General features: G+C 42.0%; 9 protein-coding genes. 8 read left to right on the forward strand and 1 reads right to left on the reverse strand.

Annotated features, from left to right (window positions below; translation table 11 throughout):
- Window positions 1-7 precede the first annotated feature (7 nt).
- Window positions 8-1,933: a ShlB/FhaC/HecB family hemolysin secretion/activation protein gene (locus BVC89_RS12590; RefSeq protein WP_158657898.1), complete on the forward strand. Its 1,926-nt coding sequence runs from the start codon at window positions 8-10 to the stop codon at window positions 1,931-1,933.
- 181 nt (window positions 1,934-2,114) lie between these two features.
- On the opposite strand, the gene BVC89_RS12595 is transcribed toward BVC89_RS12590, so the two are convergent.
- Entirely contained in the window at window positions 2,115-2,420 is a 306-nt protein-coding gene (locus BVC89_RS12595; RefSeq protein ID WP_086931522.1) for a DUF6763 family protein, read from the reverse strand.
- A gap of 404 nt (window positions 2,421-2,824) precedes the next feature.
- On the opposite strand from BVC89_RS12595, the gene BVC89_RS12600 reads away from it, so the two are divergent.
- The 7 genes from BVC89_RS12600 (at window position 2,825) to BVC89_RS12630 (ending at window position 15,652) form a co-directional block, all read left to right on the forward strand.
- Window positions 2,825-3,469 (forward strand): TetR/AcrR family transcriptional regulator, encoded by a 645-nt coding sequence (locus tag BVC89_RS12600; RefSeq protein WP_086931523.1) that lies wholly within the window; start codon window positions 2,825-2,827, stop codon window positions 3,467-3,469.
- On the forward strand, window positions 3,459-4,490 hold the full coding sequence (gene nagZ, locus BVC89_RS12605; RefSeq protein WP_086931524.1) for a beta-N-acetylhexosaminidase: 1,032 nt from the start codon (window positions 3,459-3,461) through the stop codon (window positions 4,488-4,490). The genes BVC89_RS12600 and nagZ overlap by 11 nt, the downstream gene beginning before the upstream one ends.
- Window positions 4,491-4,578: 88 nt before the next feature.
- Window positions 4,579-5,691 (forward strand): mechanosensitive ion channel family protein, encoded by a 1,113-nt coding sequence (locus tag BVC89_RS12610; RefSeq protein WP_086931525.1) that lies wholly within the window; start codon window positions 4,579-4,581, stop codon window positions 5,689-5,691.
- 52 nt (window positions 5,692-5,743) lie between these two features.
- Window positions 5,744-6,481 carry an S-methyl-5'-thioinosine phosphorylase gene (locus BVC89_RS12615; protein ID WP_086931526.1) on the forward strand — a complete coding sequence of 246 codons (738 nt, stop codon included), beginning with the start codon at window positions 5,744-5,746 and terminating at the stop codon, window positions 6,479-6,481.
- A gap of 124 nt (window positions 6,482-6,605) precedes the next feature.
- The gene (locus BVC89_RS12620; protein ID WP_086931527.1) at window positions 6,606-6,818 is read left to right on the forward strand and encodes a cold-shock protein; all 213 of its coding nucleotides are present in this window, start codon (window positions 6,606-6,608) and stop codon (window positions 6,816-6,818) included.
- Between the two features lie 725 nt (window positions 6,819-7,543).
- Window positions 7,544-8,560 (forward strand): substrate-binding domain-containing protein, encoded by a 1,017-nt coding sequence (locus tag BVC89_RS12625; RefSeq protein WP_158657899.1) that lies wholly within the window; start codon window positions 7,544-7,546, stop codon window positions 8,558-8,560.
- A gap of 396 nt (window positions 8,561-8,956) precedes the next feature.
- Entirely contained in the window at window positions 8,957-15,652 is a 6,696-nt protein-coding gene (locus tag BVC89_RS12630) for a starch-binding protein (RefSeq protein WP_158657900.1), read from the forward strand.
- Window positions 15,653-15,694: the final 42 nt, after the last annotated feature.

The raw sequence follows: 15,694 nt of genomic DNA on the forward strand, positions 1-15,694 counted from the left end.
ACACTCTATGATAAAACACTCTAAAAGGTTGTTAGGTTTTTTTCTGTTTTCTTCATTGGGATTGGCAACCGCCAACGGTTATGCACAAGGCTTTTTGGAAATGCCCGACATCACCGAAGTGCCCGATTATGAAAAGGAGTCTTTATTACTCGACTTAGATATCCCTCCCGTGCGCGATCGTGATCCAGACCCAGAAGCTGGCCCGCGTTTGAATGTAAGAGAGTTTCGCTTACAAGGCTTAGTTGAGTTTCCTAAGCTTGGTATTACGCGCGAAGAGCTTATTAAACGAGTAGAAGCGATTCGCTTCGACTTAATGGATGAAGGTAAGCTTACGGAATCTGGTTATACCTTAGATGAATTAGGTGAAATATCAGATTTAATGGCGGATATTGAGAAAAAAACTGAAGGCCAGCACGTGGGGCCTTTAGAAGTGCAACGACTGGTATTTTTAATTCGTGAACAGCGTCGTCGCCGTGGTGTAACTCTTGGTATGATCGAAACTGTGGCCGATACCATCACTCGTTATTATCGCGAACGGGGGTTTATTCTTGCTAAGGCCTATATTCCTGAGCAAAAGGTGAGAGATGGTGTTGTTAATCTGACACTTTTATTAGGCGAGTTAGGGGAAATTAATACAGAAAACAATAGACGTGTTTCCGATCGGTTAATTGAGAGTGTTTTCAAAAGAGATATCAATAAGCCTGTAACCAGCTGGCGCACAGAAGAAGCGCTATATCTTGTTAACGATATTCCAGGTTTATCTGCCCAGGGGTTTTTCCAACCGGGTTCTCAAGTGGGAGATACACGACTAAACGTTAACGTGTTAGGCGAGAAACGTTATACTGCAAGTTTTCGAGTTGATAATCATGGTTCTCCCCGAACCGGTGAAAATCGTGTGTATGGTGATTTTGCTTATCATAATCCGCTGGGTATTGGTGATGAACTGCGTGTAAGTGTGCTCAATACCTTTGATCCCGATAACACCACTTTTGGTGCTATTAGTTATAACTCATTTATTGCCAATCCGAGAATAAGAGGGCAGTTGAGTTTTTCTACTAATGATTTTGTTTCCAACAATCGCTCGGCTACTAACTCTAGTGTGATAACTGTGGTGACCGGTCAATCGGATGTATCCGAAGCATCACTACGATATATTTTCAAACGTAGCCGTGTAAAAAATATATCGATGGAGTTGAAAGCGGTTAACATCTCAACTGAATTGCTGACATCTATCGAAATCGATGGTAATGCTGGCGGTGATGGATTGGGCTCTGGAAGTGAAGCGCAAAATATTTCCTTAGGTTTTAACTTCGATATCCTCAACCAAAAAAGACGCCAATTATATTTAGGTAATTTGTCGGTGGTGAGCACCGATGTTGAAATCAATGATGATATACAAAATCAATTACAGCAAAACCAAGATGGGCAAGTGGTATTTTTGACTCATGATTTATCTATGCTAGCGTTTTGGCGCATCCCCTTTACCAGTGCTGAAACACGCTTTTTTGTAAAAAGTGCAGGGCAGTATTCAGGTAAAGTCATGAATAGCATTAACCAATTTAATTTAACTGGTCCAGATAGAGTGCGCGGCTTTGAGGTGAATAGTTTGCAATTTGATGATTCTATTTATCTGGGCGTTGATTGGATTTTTACGCTACCTAAATTTGGTGGTGCTAGCCTCTTTGGTGAACCTATTAATAAGGTGTTCCAACCCTTTATGTTTGTGGACAGTGGCTACGGTATTTTATATTCTCGATTGGAAGGCGAACCTGATGTTAACGGTACTCTCGCCAGTGCAGGTGTTGGCATTAAGTTCAATCACTCCTCGTTTAGTGGAAGCTTTACCTATGCTGAGCCTACCACCGACGATATTGACACTGGTGCTGAAACGCCACTTAGCCGCTTTTATTTTGATTTACAATATGTTTTTTAAATGGAATTTACATTTATGAAAGCGCATTTACAAAAAAATACATGTGATGGCGATATATAAAAAGATATGCCTAAATACATGGATTTAAGCGAATAGTGGAATACTTAATATGATAATACTAACAGAGCGAAATTAGCCTAAAAGCTGTTTCATAACACGCGAACGTACTATGGGATAGCTTTTAGAATACATCATCAAAACCGGTGAATGTATCCGGTTCTATTTCCTCTAATGGATTACCATAGATATATTGAGAACTCTCTTTTTCAAAAGGTGAGTCGTCAAATCCTATGCTGCCCTCATCAGGCATTGTCGACATAAATATATCCAGTTGACCCCAGGATTCCATATCGAACTCAGCAAGGTCGCCGTCTTTATACTGTACTTCAATGGTGCCATATTTTTCATCGACAGCAACCACCTCAAAAAGCTGGCCGGTTGAGTTCTCTTGGTACCACGAGTTTATAGCAGGGAAAAAAGATGCCATAGGTAGCTCCAATTGTGTGCGTAGTAGCTTCTAGAACCACGCTACCACCGAATTGAGCGATCTGCTAATAAAAAATTAACAACTTTTCGCTGTGAGTCTCACAGGCTTCATGAAAAAGTTGACCTAAGATGTTGTTTTATGTTGAATATTTCCCCAACTAAGGGAGATTATATAAAATCACAAATTATAAAATTAACTTTAGAAATATAAAAAAAGTCTAGGACTTGATAACAAGCGCTTATTTATACCTTAAATTACAGGGATTGTGCTCCATGGCGTAGATGGAGAGTCGAAAAAAGTCATCATTTAAAGGATAATGTTGCATTTGGCGTCATTGGTATGCGGTTAAGTATTCGCTACGTTATGATCCACATCATGATAATTATTCAATAGGCACTATCAACATGGCACAAGTCGAAACAGTAGAGCGCATTCTCCATTCTGCTACCTTACTCTTCGCCGAACGGGGGTTTGCTGAAACCTCATTGCGCACCATTACTGGCATGGCTGACGTTAACTTGGCTGCGGTCAACTATCATTTCGGCTCTAAAAAGGAGCTGATTCAGGCGGTTTTTTTTCGCTTTTTATCTCCTTACTGCAAAGAGCTAGATAAGAAACTTGACGAGTTGGAAGAAAACGCCCCTGGAGGTGAGAGTCCCTCGGCAGAAGACTTATTGCGTTGTATGTTTGAAACTCTGCTATACGCCACCGAGGAGATACACGAGGACCCCCAAATCTTTATGCGCTTGCTAGGCCTTGCCTATACACAATCTCAAGAGCATTTACGCCACTATATGATCGCGACCTTTGGCAGCACTTATACACGTTTTGTGGAGTTAATCAAAAAAGTGTGTCCTTCTCTCGATTCTGTAGAGTTTTATTGGCGCTTGTATTTTATGCTTGGCGCTGGGGTATTTACCTTATCGAGCTATGATTCCATTAGAGCTATCTTAAATGCCGACTATCAAGAAGATACCAGTTTAAAAGCCACTATCAATATGATGATTCCACCCATTGCTAAAATGTTGACCTCACCTAATGCAAGATAAACCACTTGGTCCTGTGGTACTCGATATCGCCGGACATGAATTGCAAGTAGAAGAGAAAGATATCCTTCGCCACCCCAAAGTGGGTGGTTTAATTTTATTCAGCCGCAATTATGAAAGTTCAGATCAGTTGTTTGATCTTATTCGCAGCATTCGCGAAGTGCGACCAGAACTTGTGATCTGTGTGGATCATGAAGGGGGGAGGGTACAGCGCTTTCGTGATCAATTTACTGTACTTCCGGCCATGCAAAATCTAGGTCTGCTATATGACCAAGATCCGCAACAAGCCAAAACCTTCGCTCTAGAAATAGGCTGGTTGATGGCGGTGGAGTTGCTGAGTCACGATGTTGACCTAAGCTTTGCCCCAGTATTAGATTTGGATGATGACCTAAGTGATGTTATCGGTGATCGTTCGTTCTCGCCCGATCCACAAATAACCATTGAATTGGCCGCTGCATTTATGGACGGTATGCATGACGCTGGTATGGCGACCACCGGTAAGCATTTCCCGGGGCATGGTGGTATTAAGGCGGACAGTCATCTAGAGCTGCCTGTAGATCCGCGTCAAATGGATGCGCTGCAAGGGCATGATTTGCTGCCTTTCATATCACTCGCTGACAAACTTGATGGCATTATGTCGGCCCATATTGTTTTTCCGGAAATTGATGCGCTACTGGTGAGTTACTCCCCATTTTGGTTGCAACAATATCTGCGCAATACACTTAACTACAAAGGCCTCATATTTAGTGACGATTTATCGATGGAAGGGGCGGCTGGAAGCGGTAATTATAGCCAACGAGCTAAAGCGGCATTATCCGCAGGTTGTGATGTGGTACTTGTTTGCAACAAACCCGACGGCGCAATTGAAGTGATTGAAGAGCTTGAGAAAGATAGCCACTTTAACAAGCCGTCAGGCCTGGCTCATTTGAGTAAACGTCGACAATGGCAGCGGCAAGATATAGAAAAAAATATTCGCAGACATGATGCTATTAAAATCGTTGAGCATGTATCTACTTTAAAATAAACCCTTATTATTTTTTATAAAGAGCGATGGGCTTTTACAGTGCCTGTCGCTCTCTAGAGTTAATATATACCTTAGTTAGGAGTTAATAATGGAGTCTTGGTGGAAGCACATAGTCGATTGGTTAATCGCCGTTACTGGTAAGGAAAACCTATGGGTTATTGAAGTTTTCTTTGTGGTATTTGCCACATTGATTGTTGCCTTTGTGGTGAGCCGTTTTATGGCCAAACTAGAGTTAAGGGCTTCAAAAACGAAAAACTTATGGGATGATGCGCTGTTTGAGTCACTATCCCGTCCTTTGAAGTGGTTTATCTGGGCCATGGGCTTGAGCTATGCGGCAACCATTATTTCTAATGTTTCAGCATCGGTTATTTTTAGTTCTGTTGAAACTGTTCGCCATGTTGCCGCCATTGTCATCGTCACTTGGTTTTTCAATGGTTTTATTACTCGTGTTGAAAAGAATGTAATTAACCCAGGCTATATACATAAACCGATGGATAGAACTACTGCTATGGCAGTGGGCAAACTCTTGCGTATTTCCGTTGTTATCACTTCGGTTCTTATTGGGTTGCAATCACTTGGTTATAGTATTTCTGGTGTACTTGCCTTCGGTGGTGTTGGTGGCATTGCAGTCGGTTTTGCAGCGAAAGATTTACTTGCTAATTTTTTTGGTGGCTTAATGATTTATCTCGACCGTCCCTTTACTGTAGGTGATTGGGTGCGTTCTCCTGATAAAGATATTGAAGGTACAGTAGAAGATATCGGCTGGCGTCTTACTCGTATTCGCACCTTTGATAAACGGCCGCTTTATGTTCCAAATTCTACATTCACACAAATTGCCGTTGAAAACCCCTCGCGAATGTTAAATCGTCGAATTTATGAGACGGTAGGAATTCGTTACGACGACGCCGAAAAAATGTCTGGCGTTGTCAACGCTGTAAAAGCTATGGTGCAAGCTCATGAGGATATCGATCAAAATCAAATGATCATGGTAAACTTTAATGTTTTTTCGCCATCCTCTTTAGACTTTTTCGTTTACTGTTTTACAAAAACCACTGACTGGGCGCGCTTCCATGAAGTCAAACAGGATGTAATGCTAAAAATCCTGGATATTATTGATGATCATGGCGCTGAATGTGCCTTTCCAACATCAACAATACATATTCCAGAAAAAATTGTTACTAGTCAAAATAGCGGAGCTTGATTCTCATCACTTGAGCTATTTACATACTTAATAAGTAAGGTATTTATAGTCAATGAAAACAATAGGCATAATTGGTGGTTCTGGATTTTACAATTACCCTGAGCTGGGCGAGACAAACGTTATATCTGTCGATACCGCATATGGCAAAGTAAATGCAATAGCGGAGGCGAGCTTAAATGGAAATAAAATTTTATTTTTACCCCGTCATGGTGAAGGCCATAAAACGCCTCCACACAAAGTAAATTATCGTGCAAATATAGAAGCCTTGCATCAGCTCGGTGCAACTCATGTACTTGCTTTTAACGTTGTCGGTGGCATTGGTGAAAAATGTGCGCCCGGAACGATGGTTGTACCAGATCAAATTATTGATTACACCTATGGACGCGAACACACTTTTTTTGATGGCTTTGAAAACGAACTCGCTCACATTGATTTTGGAGAACCATTTAGTGAAGAAATTCGTCAAGCGTTAATAAAAACTTTGTCCGGTAGTGAGTTTGAATATTTAAATCAAGGCACTTATGGATGTACGCAAGGGCCGCGTTTAGAAAGTGCTGCTGAAATTCGAAAATTGCGTAATGATGGATGCGATCTTGTTGGCATGACCCTAATGCCTGAAGCAGCTCTCGCACGAGAGAAAGGTCTACAATATGCTTCTTTATGTTTTGTTGCTAATTGGGGAGCAGGGATGGAAAATGAGAAGGTGCTCATAGATAACATATTGGCACTTCTAAATTCTTTTGTGCCAAAAATTAGAGAAATAATACTCAAAACCACTAGGTTTTTATAGACATATTCTATGATTTATCCTATCTTCACATTTATAGAAAATGATAATTATATCGCTGTTTGATGTGGCTATTACTTTCTATATTGAGTTTTAATTTTAATAATAAAAAACAGAGGTGCGCATTATGGCAGCTCGAAAAACCGGCACTGTTAAGTGGTTCAACAATGCACGAGGCTACGGCTTTATTACCCAAAGTGAAGCCTCCGATGATATTTTTGTTCACTACAGAAATATCAGAGGAGATGGCTACAAAAGCCTAGCAGAGGGGCAGAAAGTCGAATTTGAACTCCAGCAAGGTGAAAAAGGTCTTCAGGCTGATGACGTGGAGTGCGTCTGATGTCTGGTAAATACATAGTCTGACTATGTTGGCTGGCTACACTTATGTGTAGTCAGCCAGATCTCCTACATAATTTTTAATCCAAGCACGTATCTCCACATTTATTTTCATGTCTGTATTTGTATAAATATTGACTTTTGGCTTTAGAATGTTCGTTCTTTCAGCGCTCTTCAAATTTTTATGCTGTCGTGTAAATAATGGGGGCTGTGTCACTGAATATTTATTATTATGAATTACTTCTCATTCCAAACGCTTTCGACCGTAGATAAAATTTAGAATAATTTCCATATTGTTAATAGCGACATTGAATATAATGATGTATTTCCTACACTGGTCACCATTGCACACAAATGGTTCATATCGATATGGATGTGTTTTTTGTGTCCCTTTATGGTGAGAGTGCTGAAAACATATACGGCTGTGTATTTATATGTTTTTAATCAAATGGTTTGAAAACCACTCGTAACGAATAATTGTGACTTTATAAAAAGCGCGTCACTTTGACCTGAACTATTTGCTTAAAGTGCTAATTTTGTGTCATTTGTAATATGTTTTGAATAAAGACTAAATCGTCAAATTTCGTCGATTAAATATGATTCAAAGGAATGTCATTCTTTATTGCTCTCGAAATCGATATTTAAATGATTAAGTATCCCCGGTATTAATTTTATGACGTGCTGTATCGTACATTTATTAAAATGCCGATAGCAAAGTTGTGGTTTTCTATGAATTTAAAAGAACTGTCCGATATTTTAGGTATCTCTCAAACAACAATTAGCCGTGCTTTAAATGGCTATCCTGAAGTTAATAAAAATACAAAAAAGCGTGTAGAAGAAGCTGCACTTAAATACGGTTATCGCCCAAGTAGTGTTGCTAGGCGTTTAGCTGGTAAAAAAGTTGAAGCTGTTGGTGTTATCTATCCGTTTGACGAAAGTTTAAGATCTTCTCCTGTATTTTTAGAGATGATTCGCACACTCAGTACACGTTTAAGACAAGAGAAAATAGATCTCTTTGTGATTCCCGGAAACCTCAAGGAAGAAATTACATTGTATGAGCGCATGTATACCGGTGGACGAGTGGATTCTTTTATAGTTGTGGCTACTCGCCGAGATGATGAAAGAATAAAGTGGTTACTGGATAAAAACATCCCCTTTGTTTCTCATGGTCGCTCTGACTTGGACAAGCAATACTCCTGGTATGATGTGGATAATCGCGATGGCATTGCGCGAGCTACAAAAACTTTAATTGAAATGGGGCATCGAAAGATTGGTTTTATTAATCCTTCTGATGATTTCAATTTTGCGTGGGAAAGAAAACAGGGGTTGATGAATACAATTACGGAATACTCTGTTGGTTCACCTGTTTGCCTGGAGGCTGATCTTGAAGAAAATGCTGCTTACAGGGCTGCATTAAAGTTACTTACTTTAGGTAGCGAGCAGCGACCAAGTGCTATTATTTGTTCAAGCATACTCAATGCAAAAGGTGTCTTAAAGGCGCTGGCGGAATTGCAACTTACTCTGGCAAAGGATGTGTCTGTGATTGCCTGGGATGATGATGTAACGGATATTAAAATCCCCGGCATGAGTGTGATTAAAGCGCCAGCTAGAGATAGCGGTGAGCGTTTGGGAGAATTAATGTTAAATATTTTACGCAAGGACGACAAACAATCGTATCAGGAGTTGAAAAAGGCCGAAGTCGTGCTCAACGAATCTGTTCGTTCTTACGAGGCATGTCGTGCCTAAAGATACACGCCCAAATGTAAAAGTTAGCTGTTAACTTAACAAATATTTACTCAAGTATTGATGTTGGGTTAATAGCTAAACTAATATGTTTTTACGTGTTTACGATGCATATGTATTTATAGATTAATCTTTACAGGATTAATCTATAAAAAGATGATATAGACAAAAGGATTTGTTAAGAAAAAGATGTTAAAACTCATCCTCAAGGTTCTTGTCCCTTTCTTCACCTTACAGTTCTTATACTTGCCAGCGTTTCACTATCACAATTATCTTTGAATCGATGTTTATCGAGAATCGACTCAAAAAAATAATAATAAAATCTAAATGAGACTGGTGCCGATGCTTAAATATTCTTTATATGTTTCTGCTCGTAGGGCAGTGTGCGCAGTGCGGTGTGTGGTTGTTTTACTATCCTGCTTGGCCTTATATGGGCATGCTGCAAGTATTCCAAATAGTAATATTTGTTTCGATAATATAAATGGTTATGGCGATCCACATCTTTATTATTGGAATGTGAACCCCTCTGGTGAATTGCCAAGCGTGCAATGGCCAGGGATTAAACTGTTGTCAGTTAACAATTTTTATTGTCACAATTTACAAAGTTCTTCAGATACTGTGAACGTAAATAGCATGAATATTATTTTTAATAATAATGGTGCTGAGCAAACGGCAGATCTTAGCTTTCAAAATGGCAATAATTGTTATCAAAATGGTACTTGGAAAACCTTGCGGGCATGTGGATTTAACACCGGCACACAACAAAACACAGTACTTTACTTTCATAATGAAGCTGCTTACAACGAGCCATATATACATTATTTTAACTTAAGCCCAGCCCAGCAAAACTCTAATTGGCCTGGTGAAGCTATGAGGGATCTTGGCAATAACTGGTTTTCTTTTGAGTTTTCTTCGACGGTAAATAGCGGTGGAATTGTATTTAGTGATAGTGGTGCTAATCAAAGTGTTGATTTAACTTTTGCTCAAAGCACACCTTGTTTTCAAAATAATCGCTTTGTCAGTATTGCTCAATGTCAATATACAATCCCTCAGCCAAGTACAACACCTACGCCTTCCGTTACCCCTACACCAACGGCTACAGCCACTCCCACACCTGTGCCTACATTTGTACCCACGCCTTCACCGAATCCTGATGTAAGGTATAACTATCCTCAAGGCAATGCTATCTATTTTGTTAATACGAATAGTTTTTCAAGTCCCACAGCATATTTGTGGAATGCATTACCCCAAGGCAGTATGCCTAATAGTAATTGGCCCGGAAATGTCATGAGTGATTTTGGTGGTAAAGACTTGTGGTATATAGAGATAGATGAAGAGGTGAGCGGAGGTAATATTATTTTTAATGATAATGGCGCCAACCAAACTGTCGATTTGCAATATCAGGCCGAGCGTCTCTGCTATCGCGAAGGTATATGGATGACGCCAGAAGAGTGTGGTGTACCTTTGCAAAGTCAAATAGATGCGGGCCCGGATCGACAGGTGAATCAAAACTCGCAAATACAACTATTGCCGGTTGCTTTAAGTGATGATGTTCGTCGTGATATAAGTCAAGCACGTTGGACAAGTGATGCCTGGGATGGAGAACTTACAGGTGCCAATATTCTTAGCCCATTATTAAATAGCATTGGCAGTTTTACTGTAACCCTTACCTTGGCAACTTCTTCAGGAAATGAGATATCTGATAGTTTTGTGTTAACGGTTGTCAGTCCCACCCAAGGTTTAGCGCAACGCCCACCTTTACTTAAACCTCTAGCGTTTCCTACAACCGGCAGTGTCGCCAGTGGGAATTACCAGTTTGAAAGTGCTTTTCCCAATCTCGATGGCATGTTCCGTTCACCTGTTATGGTAACGAATGATGGTAATAACGATTTAATTTATGTGGTGGATAAGCCAGGTACGATCACAGTATTTGAAAATGATAGGGATGTTACACAAGCGCAAACCCGTCAAGTTTTAGATATTCGTGATCGCGTTCGTGATTATCATGAACAAGGATTATTAGCGATCGCTTTCCATCCACAATTTAATGAAAATGCTTTTCTTTACTTATATTACATTGAAGGAGAGACGGATGAGGAAAGTTCTAACGGTCGCTTTGGTGATGGGGTACTCGAGCGTGTTACATTAAATAGTTCTGTTGCTCCTACAGGGATTGAACCTAATTCTCGTGTTGAGGTATTGCGAATTCCGCAACCTGGCCCCGATCACAAGGGCGGGAAAATGGCCTTTCATCCGCAAACAGGTTTATTTTATTTAAGTGTTGGCGATGGTGCATATGGTGCAACAGCCACTGTTCCAGACCCCATGGACCCGCGTACCAATAACAGCGCTCAGCAATTAGATAATGTATTGGGAAGCTTTATCCGTTTGCAAATGTTAGAGGCTCCAGCTGATGGGAAATATTATCGTATTCCTGCGGATAACCCTTTTACCTCTGACCCTAATATTCGCGATGAAATTTGGTCTTATGGTCACCGCAATCCTTGGCGTTGGGCTTTCGATCAACAAGCACCTTACACTCTATGGCAAACCGAAGTAGGACAGTCTGGTTTTGAGGAAGTTAATATCATTGAAAAAGGCGGCAATTATGGCTGGCCTATTTGTGAGGGCAATACACACAGAGGTAATGCCGGAGGTGATCCAGGGATTAGTCGCGCTTGCGCTGATGATTTAATTGCTCCTGTTGAAGGCTACGCCCATAGCACCGGTTCAGTGTCGGTCATTGGAGGCTTTGTCTATCGCGGCTCACAGTTGCCTGCCTTAAATGGACGTTTTATTTTTGGTGACTACATTAGTAAGCGCATATGGAGTGTTGCCGAAGGAGAAAATAAGACTTTATTAAGCGACGGTTTCCCTGGAAATATTTCATCTTTTGGTACAGATCTCTTAGGTGAGCAGATTTTTGTATCCACCCATGGTATTGAGTTCGGTGGTGGCGTATCGAGTATCTATCGCGTTGTTGATCGCGATGCTCAAGCTGCCATTATTCCAGACTCACTTTCTGCGACTAATATTTTTGCCGATCTTACGCGTCAGTTTCCTGCCAGCGGTGTTATTGAGTATGAGGTAAATTCTAAAGCTTGGTTAGATGGAGCTAAATTACGGCATTTTATTTCTGTGCCCAACGGTGAGACTATCGACTTTGCTGAAACTGGCTTATGGGATTTACCGGTAGGCTCAGTACTGGTGAAACATGTGGATATTCCTACCGGTGCAAATAGCATCAAGCCTTTAGAAACGTCGGTACTTTTTAAACAAACGAGCGGTTGGGCGGCAGCCAATTATCACTGGAATGATGCAGGCACTGATGCACAACTTGTTAAGCAAACCCAGTCGGTCACAGTCTCGCAGTTTGTTAACGGGGCAATGGTGGATGTGATGCGAAGTATTCGCACAGGAAGTGACTGCGCGTCGTGTCATACAGGCGTGGGGAGTCAGGAGCCTCGCGCGATTGCCACACGGCAGCTCAATAGAAACTACGATTACCAAGGTATTGTCGATAATCAATTATATGCGTTTGACCAAATTGGTTTATTTACAACAGGTATTGGCGCTGCCTCCAATTACGAAGCACTGGTAGACCCCAATGATCTTCAAGCAGAGATTGGTGCTCGCGCAAAAACGTATTTAGACACCAATTGTGCTTCTTGCCACAGTGGCACGCTAATGGATCTGCGTTACGATACGCCCTTAAATGCCATGGACATTATGAATCAGCCGGTAGGAGGAGGGCAGTTTCGTATGTTGCCCTTTGATCATACACGCAGTGTGATCTATGGATTTCAAACAAGCGATAATAATCGTATGCCGCGTGGCAGCTCTCTCACTAACCCCGTAGCCGAAGAATTATTTCGTACATGGATTGATGCACAAGATGCGCGAGTAAATCGGGCTTTAATCAAAACCCCAAATCCAGCTGATGATATTCGCGTTGAAAGTCCATTAGAAGTGACTGTTTTTACCGAGTATGACAATGGCTTTGAGGCAATCCCCCCAGGCAGGGTGGATTGGTTTTCTGATAATACCAGTATTATTGACGTAAGCGCTGTATCTGAGGCTCAAGTATCGCTGGTGCCGAAAGCGCCGGGGACAGTTACTCTCACTGCGCAGCTAGAAGGCTTAAGCACCAGCGTTAACCTGGAGGTTCTCGGTGGTCCTGATAGCCCGTCAGGATTTGTCGCCAATGCTTTATCCTCCAGCACGATCAGCCTTGCTTGGTCATATGCTAATGGAACCGGCACAAGTGTTGCCAACTTTGTTATATCTCGGGCTAATGCTATCAGCGGCCCTTATAGCACCATAGCTACCGTAGATTCTGCTGCACGGGCTTATGTGGATAGGGATCTGACACCTGCTACACGTTACTATTATCAGGTTCGTGCTATTAGCCAAGAGGGTACTTCAGTAGCGGCCACCGCTTTTTCCGATACCTTAGAAAGTGGAGGTACCACTGCAATAGAAATTGAAACCGGTAACGACTTCTCTCTGCTGGCTGGTGAATCCCGTCAAATTGTTGCTTTGGCTTATAGCGGCGATAGTGCTGGATCACAATCGAATATCCGTAGTGCGACACTCTTTGCACAATGGCAAAGCAGTGATAGCCAAGTGGTGAGTGTCTCTTCTAGCGGCATGCTCACCGGGGGCAGTCGTGCAGGTACCGCAACTATTAGCGCTTCAGTAGATGGGGTCACAACAAGTGTTGATATTGTTAATCAGGGGCCTGGCCACTATGTGTATTTCAATAATGATCAGAGCAATTGGGATGAGGTGCGCATCCATGTTTTCTCCACTAGTAATGGCAGTGAAACGAGCCACACCACTTGGCCTGGGGATGCCCTTGAGCCGTCTATTGAATACGGTGGTAAGTGGCTGCGTTATGGGATTCTTGCCAATATGCTGGGCGCACAATCCACAGAAGTCATTTTTAATTGCGGCAGCGATGCGTGTCAAACAGATGATTTACTTGTAGATACAACGACCCCTTCATGGTTTGCTGATGTCAGTGGCAATCAGTGGCTAAATACAGAACCCGTCGGAGCCGGCGCAAGTATTGAAGGAACGCAAATTGTATTGGGGCGTGGTCAAGTAACCTGGGCAGACAACGGTGAAAACCTTAGTGGGACATTGATTTCCCCTGGTGCCGTGGTAGATATCGTTGCGGACAACCCTGGTACTGGACAAGTATTTGCTCGTTGGGAAGGTACAGCCACACCTTATATGCTCGACCCTAATAACCCCAATTCAAAAATGTTAGTGCCGGCAACATTATCCCTTACATTAAATGCTGTGTTCGATTCAGTTACCGATGACTTCGTGCAAGCACGTCAGCTATATCAATCGGCAGCATTAGGTTGTAGTGGTTGTCATGGTGCCGATGGATTGGGATCTCCTCCTCTCGACCAAGTGCCGAACAACTATTCGCTAAGTGAGCTTACTCAATACATCTCTGTCAATATGCCGCTTAATAATGCTGCTGCCTGTACAGGTGATTGTGCTGCTGATTTAGCGGCAATGATATTGGCACAAGCCTATCTCCCTCCGGCGGGAGTGTGTAATGTGGACAGCCTTGACGATATCGTGCCGCAAGACCGAGGCTATCGTTTATTAACGCTATACGAATATAACAACTCTGTTCGCGATTTACTTGGTTTAGCAGAAGATGTGAATGTTACTTCGGGTAATTTGCCTGCGGATATTCCTGTTAATGGATTTAAAACGGCAGCAGATACAATCTTTACCAATGACTACGCTCAAGGCTATATCAACGCCGCAAGTGAGGTTGCGGATCTCGCGGGTAACTCTATAGCAGGTTTAGTGCCCAGTTGCGGTAGCGATAACAATTGTATTATTCGCAGTTTTGCCAAAAAAGTTTTCCGAAGACCTCTTAGTGTCATTGAAGAAAATGAATTACTTACCTTACATACTGAAAGAGGAGATAGGGCTTTATTAATTGCATTATTTTCTTCTCCTGCCATGTTATACCGTTCAGAAGTAGGGGAGCTGATCACGTCTGGTGATGAGCTTGGTTACTATGCATTAACAGATCACGAAGTTGCCAGCTTGTTATCTTACACTTACTGGGGGACAACGCCTGATAATAATTTATTAAGTTTGGCCGACGCAGGCCTGCTCACTACTGCTGAGCAAATTCGCTCTCAGTTAACTACCATGCTTAATGATCCGCGCGCGCAAATCGCTTTTGAACGTTTTATCCTAGGTTGGCTAAATCTCGATAAAGATATCAGCACTAATGCGATTAGCGAGAGTTTAAAAGTCGATATGAAACAGGAAACCATCCGTTTTGTAAAAAATATTGTTTTTGGTGGAGGGCACTACGACGAACTTATTACCGCCGATTATAGCTATATGACCCGACAGTTAGCTGAGCACTACAACTTGCCTTGGCCTGGTGGCGAAGGTTGGCAACAAGTGTTTTATGATGGTGAAAATTCCGAGCGCCGTGGTGTTATTGGACATGCGTCAGTTCTTACGATTCAATCTGCGCAAGAGCAAACTCATCCGGTGCGAAGGGGCTTGTTCGTGCGCCGCAGCCTGATGTGCCAGGATTTTCCTCCACCGCCACTAGGTGCTGCCCTTGATCCTGAATCTGACCCTACCAAAGGCGTGCGTCACCGTTTCGAGGTTTCTCATGCTCAGCCTGGTTGCGACGCTTGTCATCAATATATTGACGGTATTGGTTTTGGTTTGGAGTCCTACAATGCACTAGGCCAATTTGTCACCACCGAAGTTACAGGTAATGGTTCTATCTTGCCCATTGATGCCAGCGGTTTTATTGGCAGCCTCAACTCTGCAGAAACATTTTTATCAGAGTCTGAGCCAGTGGTGAATTATGAAGGTCTAGATGAGTTAAGTGATTTAATTGCGACAAGTTCAAATAGTAAAGCGTGTTTTGCTAGACAATGGTTCCGCTATGCCCGTGGCCGCCGTGAAGCCCCTGAAGACAGTTGTACATTGCAAAGTTTCGGGCAGAGCTTTAAGCAGGATAATCAGGCAAATGTATTGGATTTAATGATTCAATATTCACAAACTAAAAACTTTACGTTACGCAAATAAACACTGTAGATAGCTGTTTAAGTTTATCTGCAATCCTTTTTA

This window comes from Agarilytica rhodophyticola (assembly GCF_002157225.2).
Lineage (GTDB): Bacteria > Pseudomonadota > Gammaproteobacteria > Pseudomonadales > Cellvibrionaceae > Agarilytica > Agarilytica rhodophyticola.

Excerpts from the sequence above, each read along its gene's own strand:
- BVC89_RS12625 (WP_158657899.1), top strand. The coding sequence starts at position 7,544 with ATGAATTTAAAAGAACTGTCCGATATTTTAGGTATCTCTCAAACAACA.
- BVC89_RS12620 (WP_086931527.1), top strand. The coding sequence starts at position 6,606 with ATGGCAGCTCGAAAAACCGGCACTGTTAAGTGGTTCAACAATGCACGA.
- BVC89_RS12590 (WP_158657898.1), top strand. The coding sequence starts at position 8 with ATGATAAAACACTCTAAAAGGTTGTTAGGTTTTTTTCTGTTTTCTTCA.
- BVC89_RS12610 (WP_086931525.1), top strand. The coding sequence starts at position 4,579 with ATGGAGTCTTGGTGGAAGCACATAGTCGATTGGTTAATCGCCGTTACT.
- BVC89_RS12615 (WP_086931526.1), top strand. The coding sequence starts at position 5,744 with ATGAAAACAATAGGCATAATTGGTGGTTCTGGATTTTACAATTACCCT.
- BVC89_RS12595 (WP_086931522.1), bottom strand. The coding sequence starts at position 2,420 with ATGGCATCTTTTTTCCCTGCTATAAACTCGTGGTACCAAGAGAACTCA.
- nagZ (WP_086931524.1), top strand. The coding sequence starts at position 3,459 with ATGCAAGATAAACCACTTGGTCCTGTGGTACTCGATATCGCCGGACAT.
- BVC89_RS12600 (WP_086931523.1), top strand. The coding sequence starts at position 2,825 with ATGGCACAAGTCGAAACAGTAGAGCGCATTCTCCATTCTGCTACCTTA.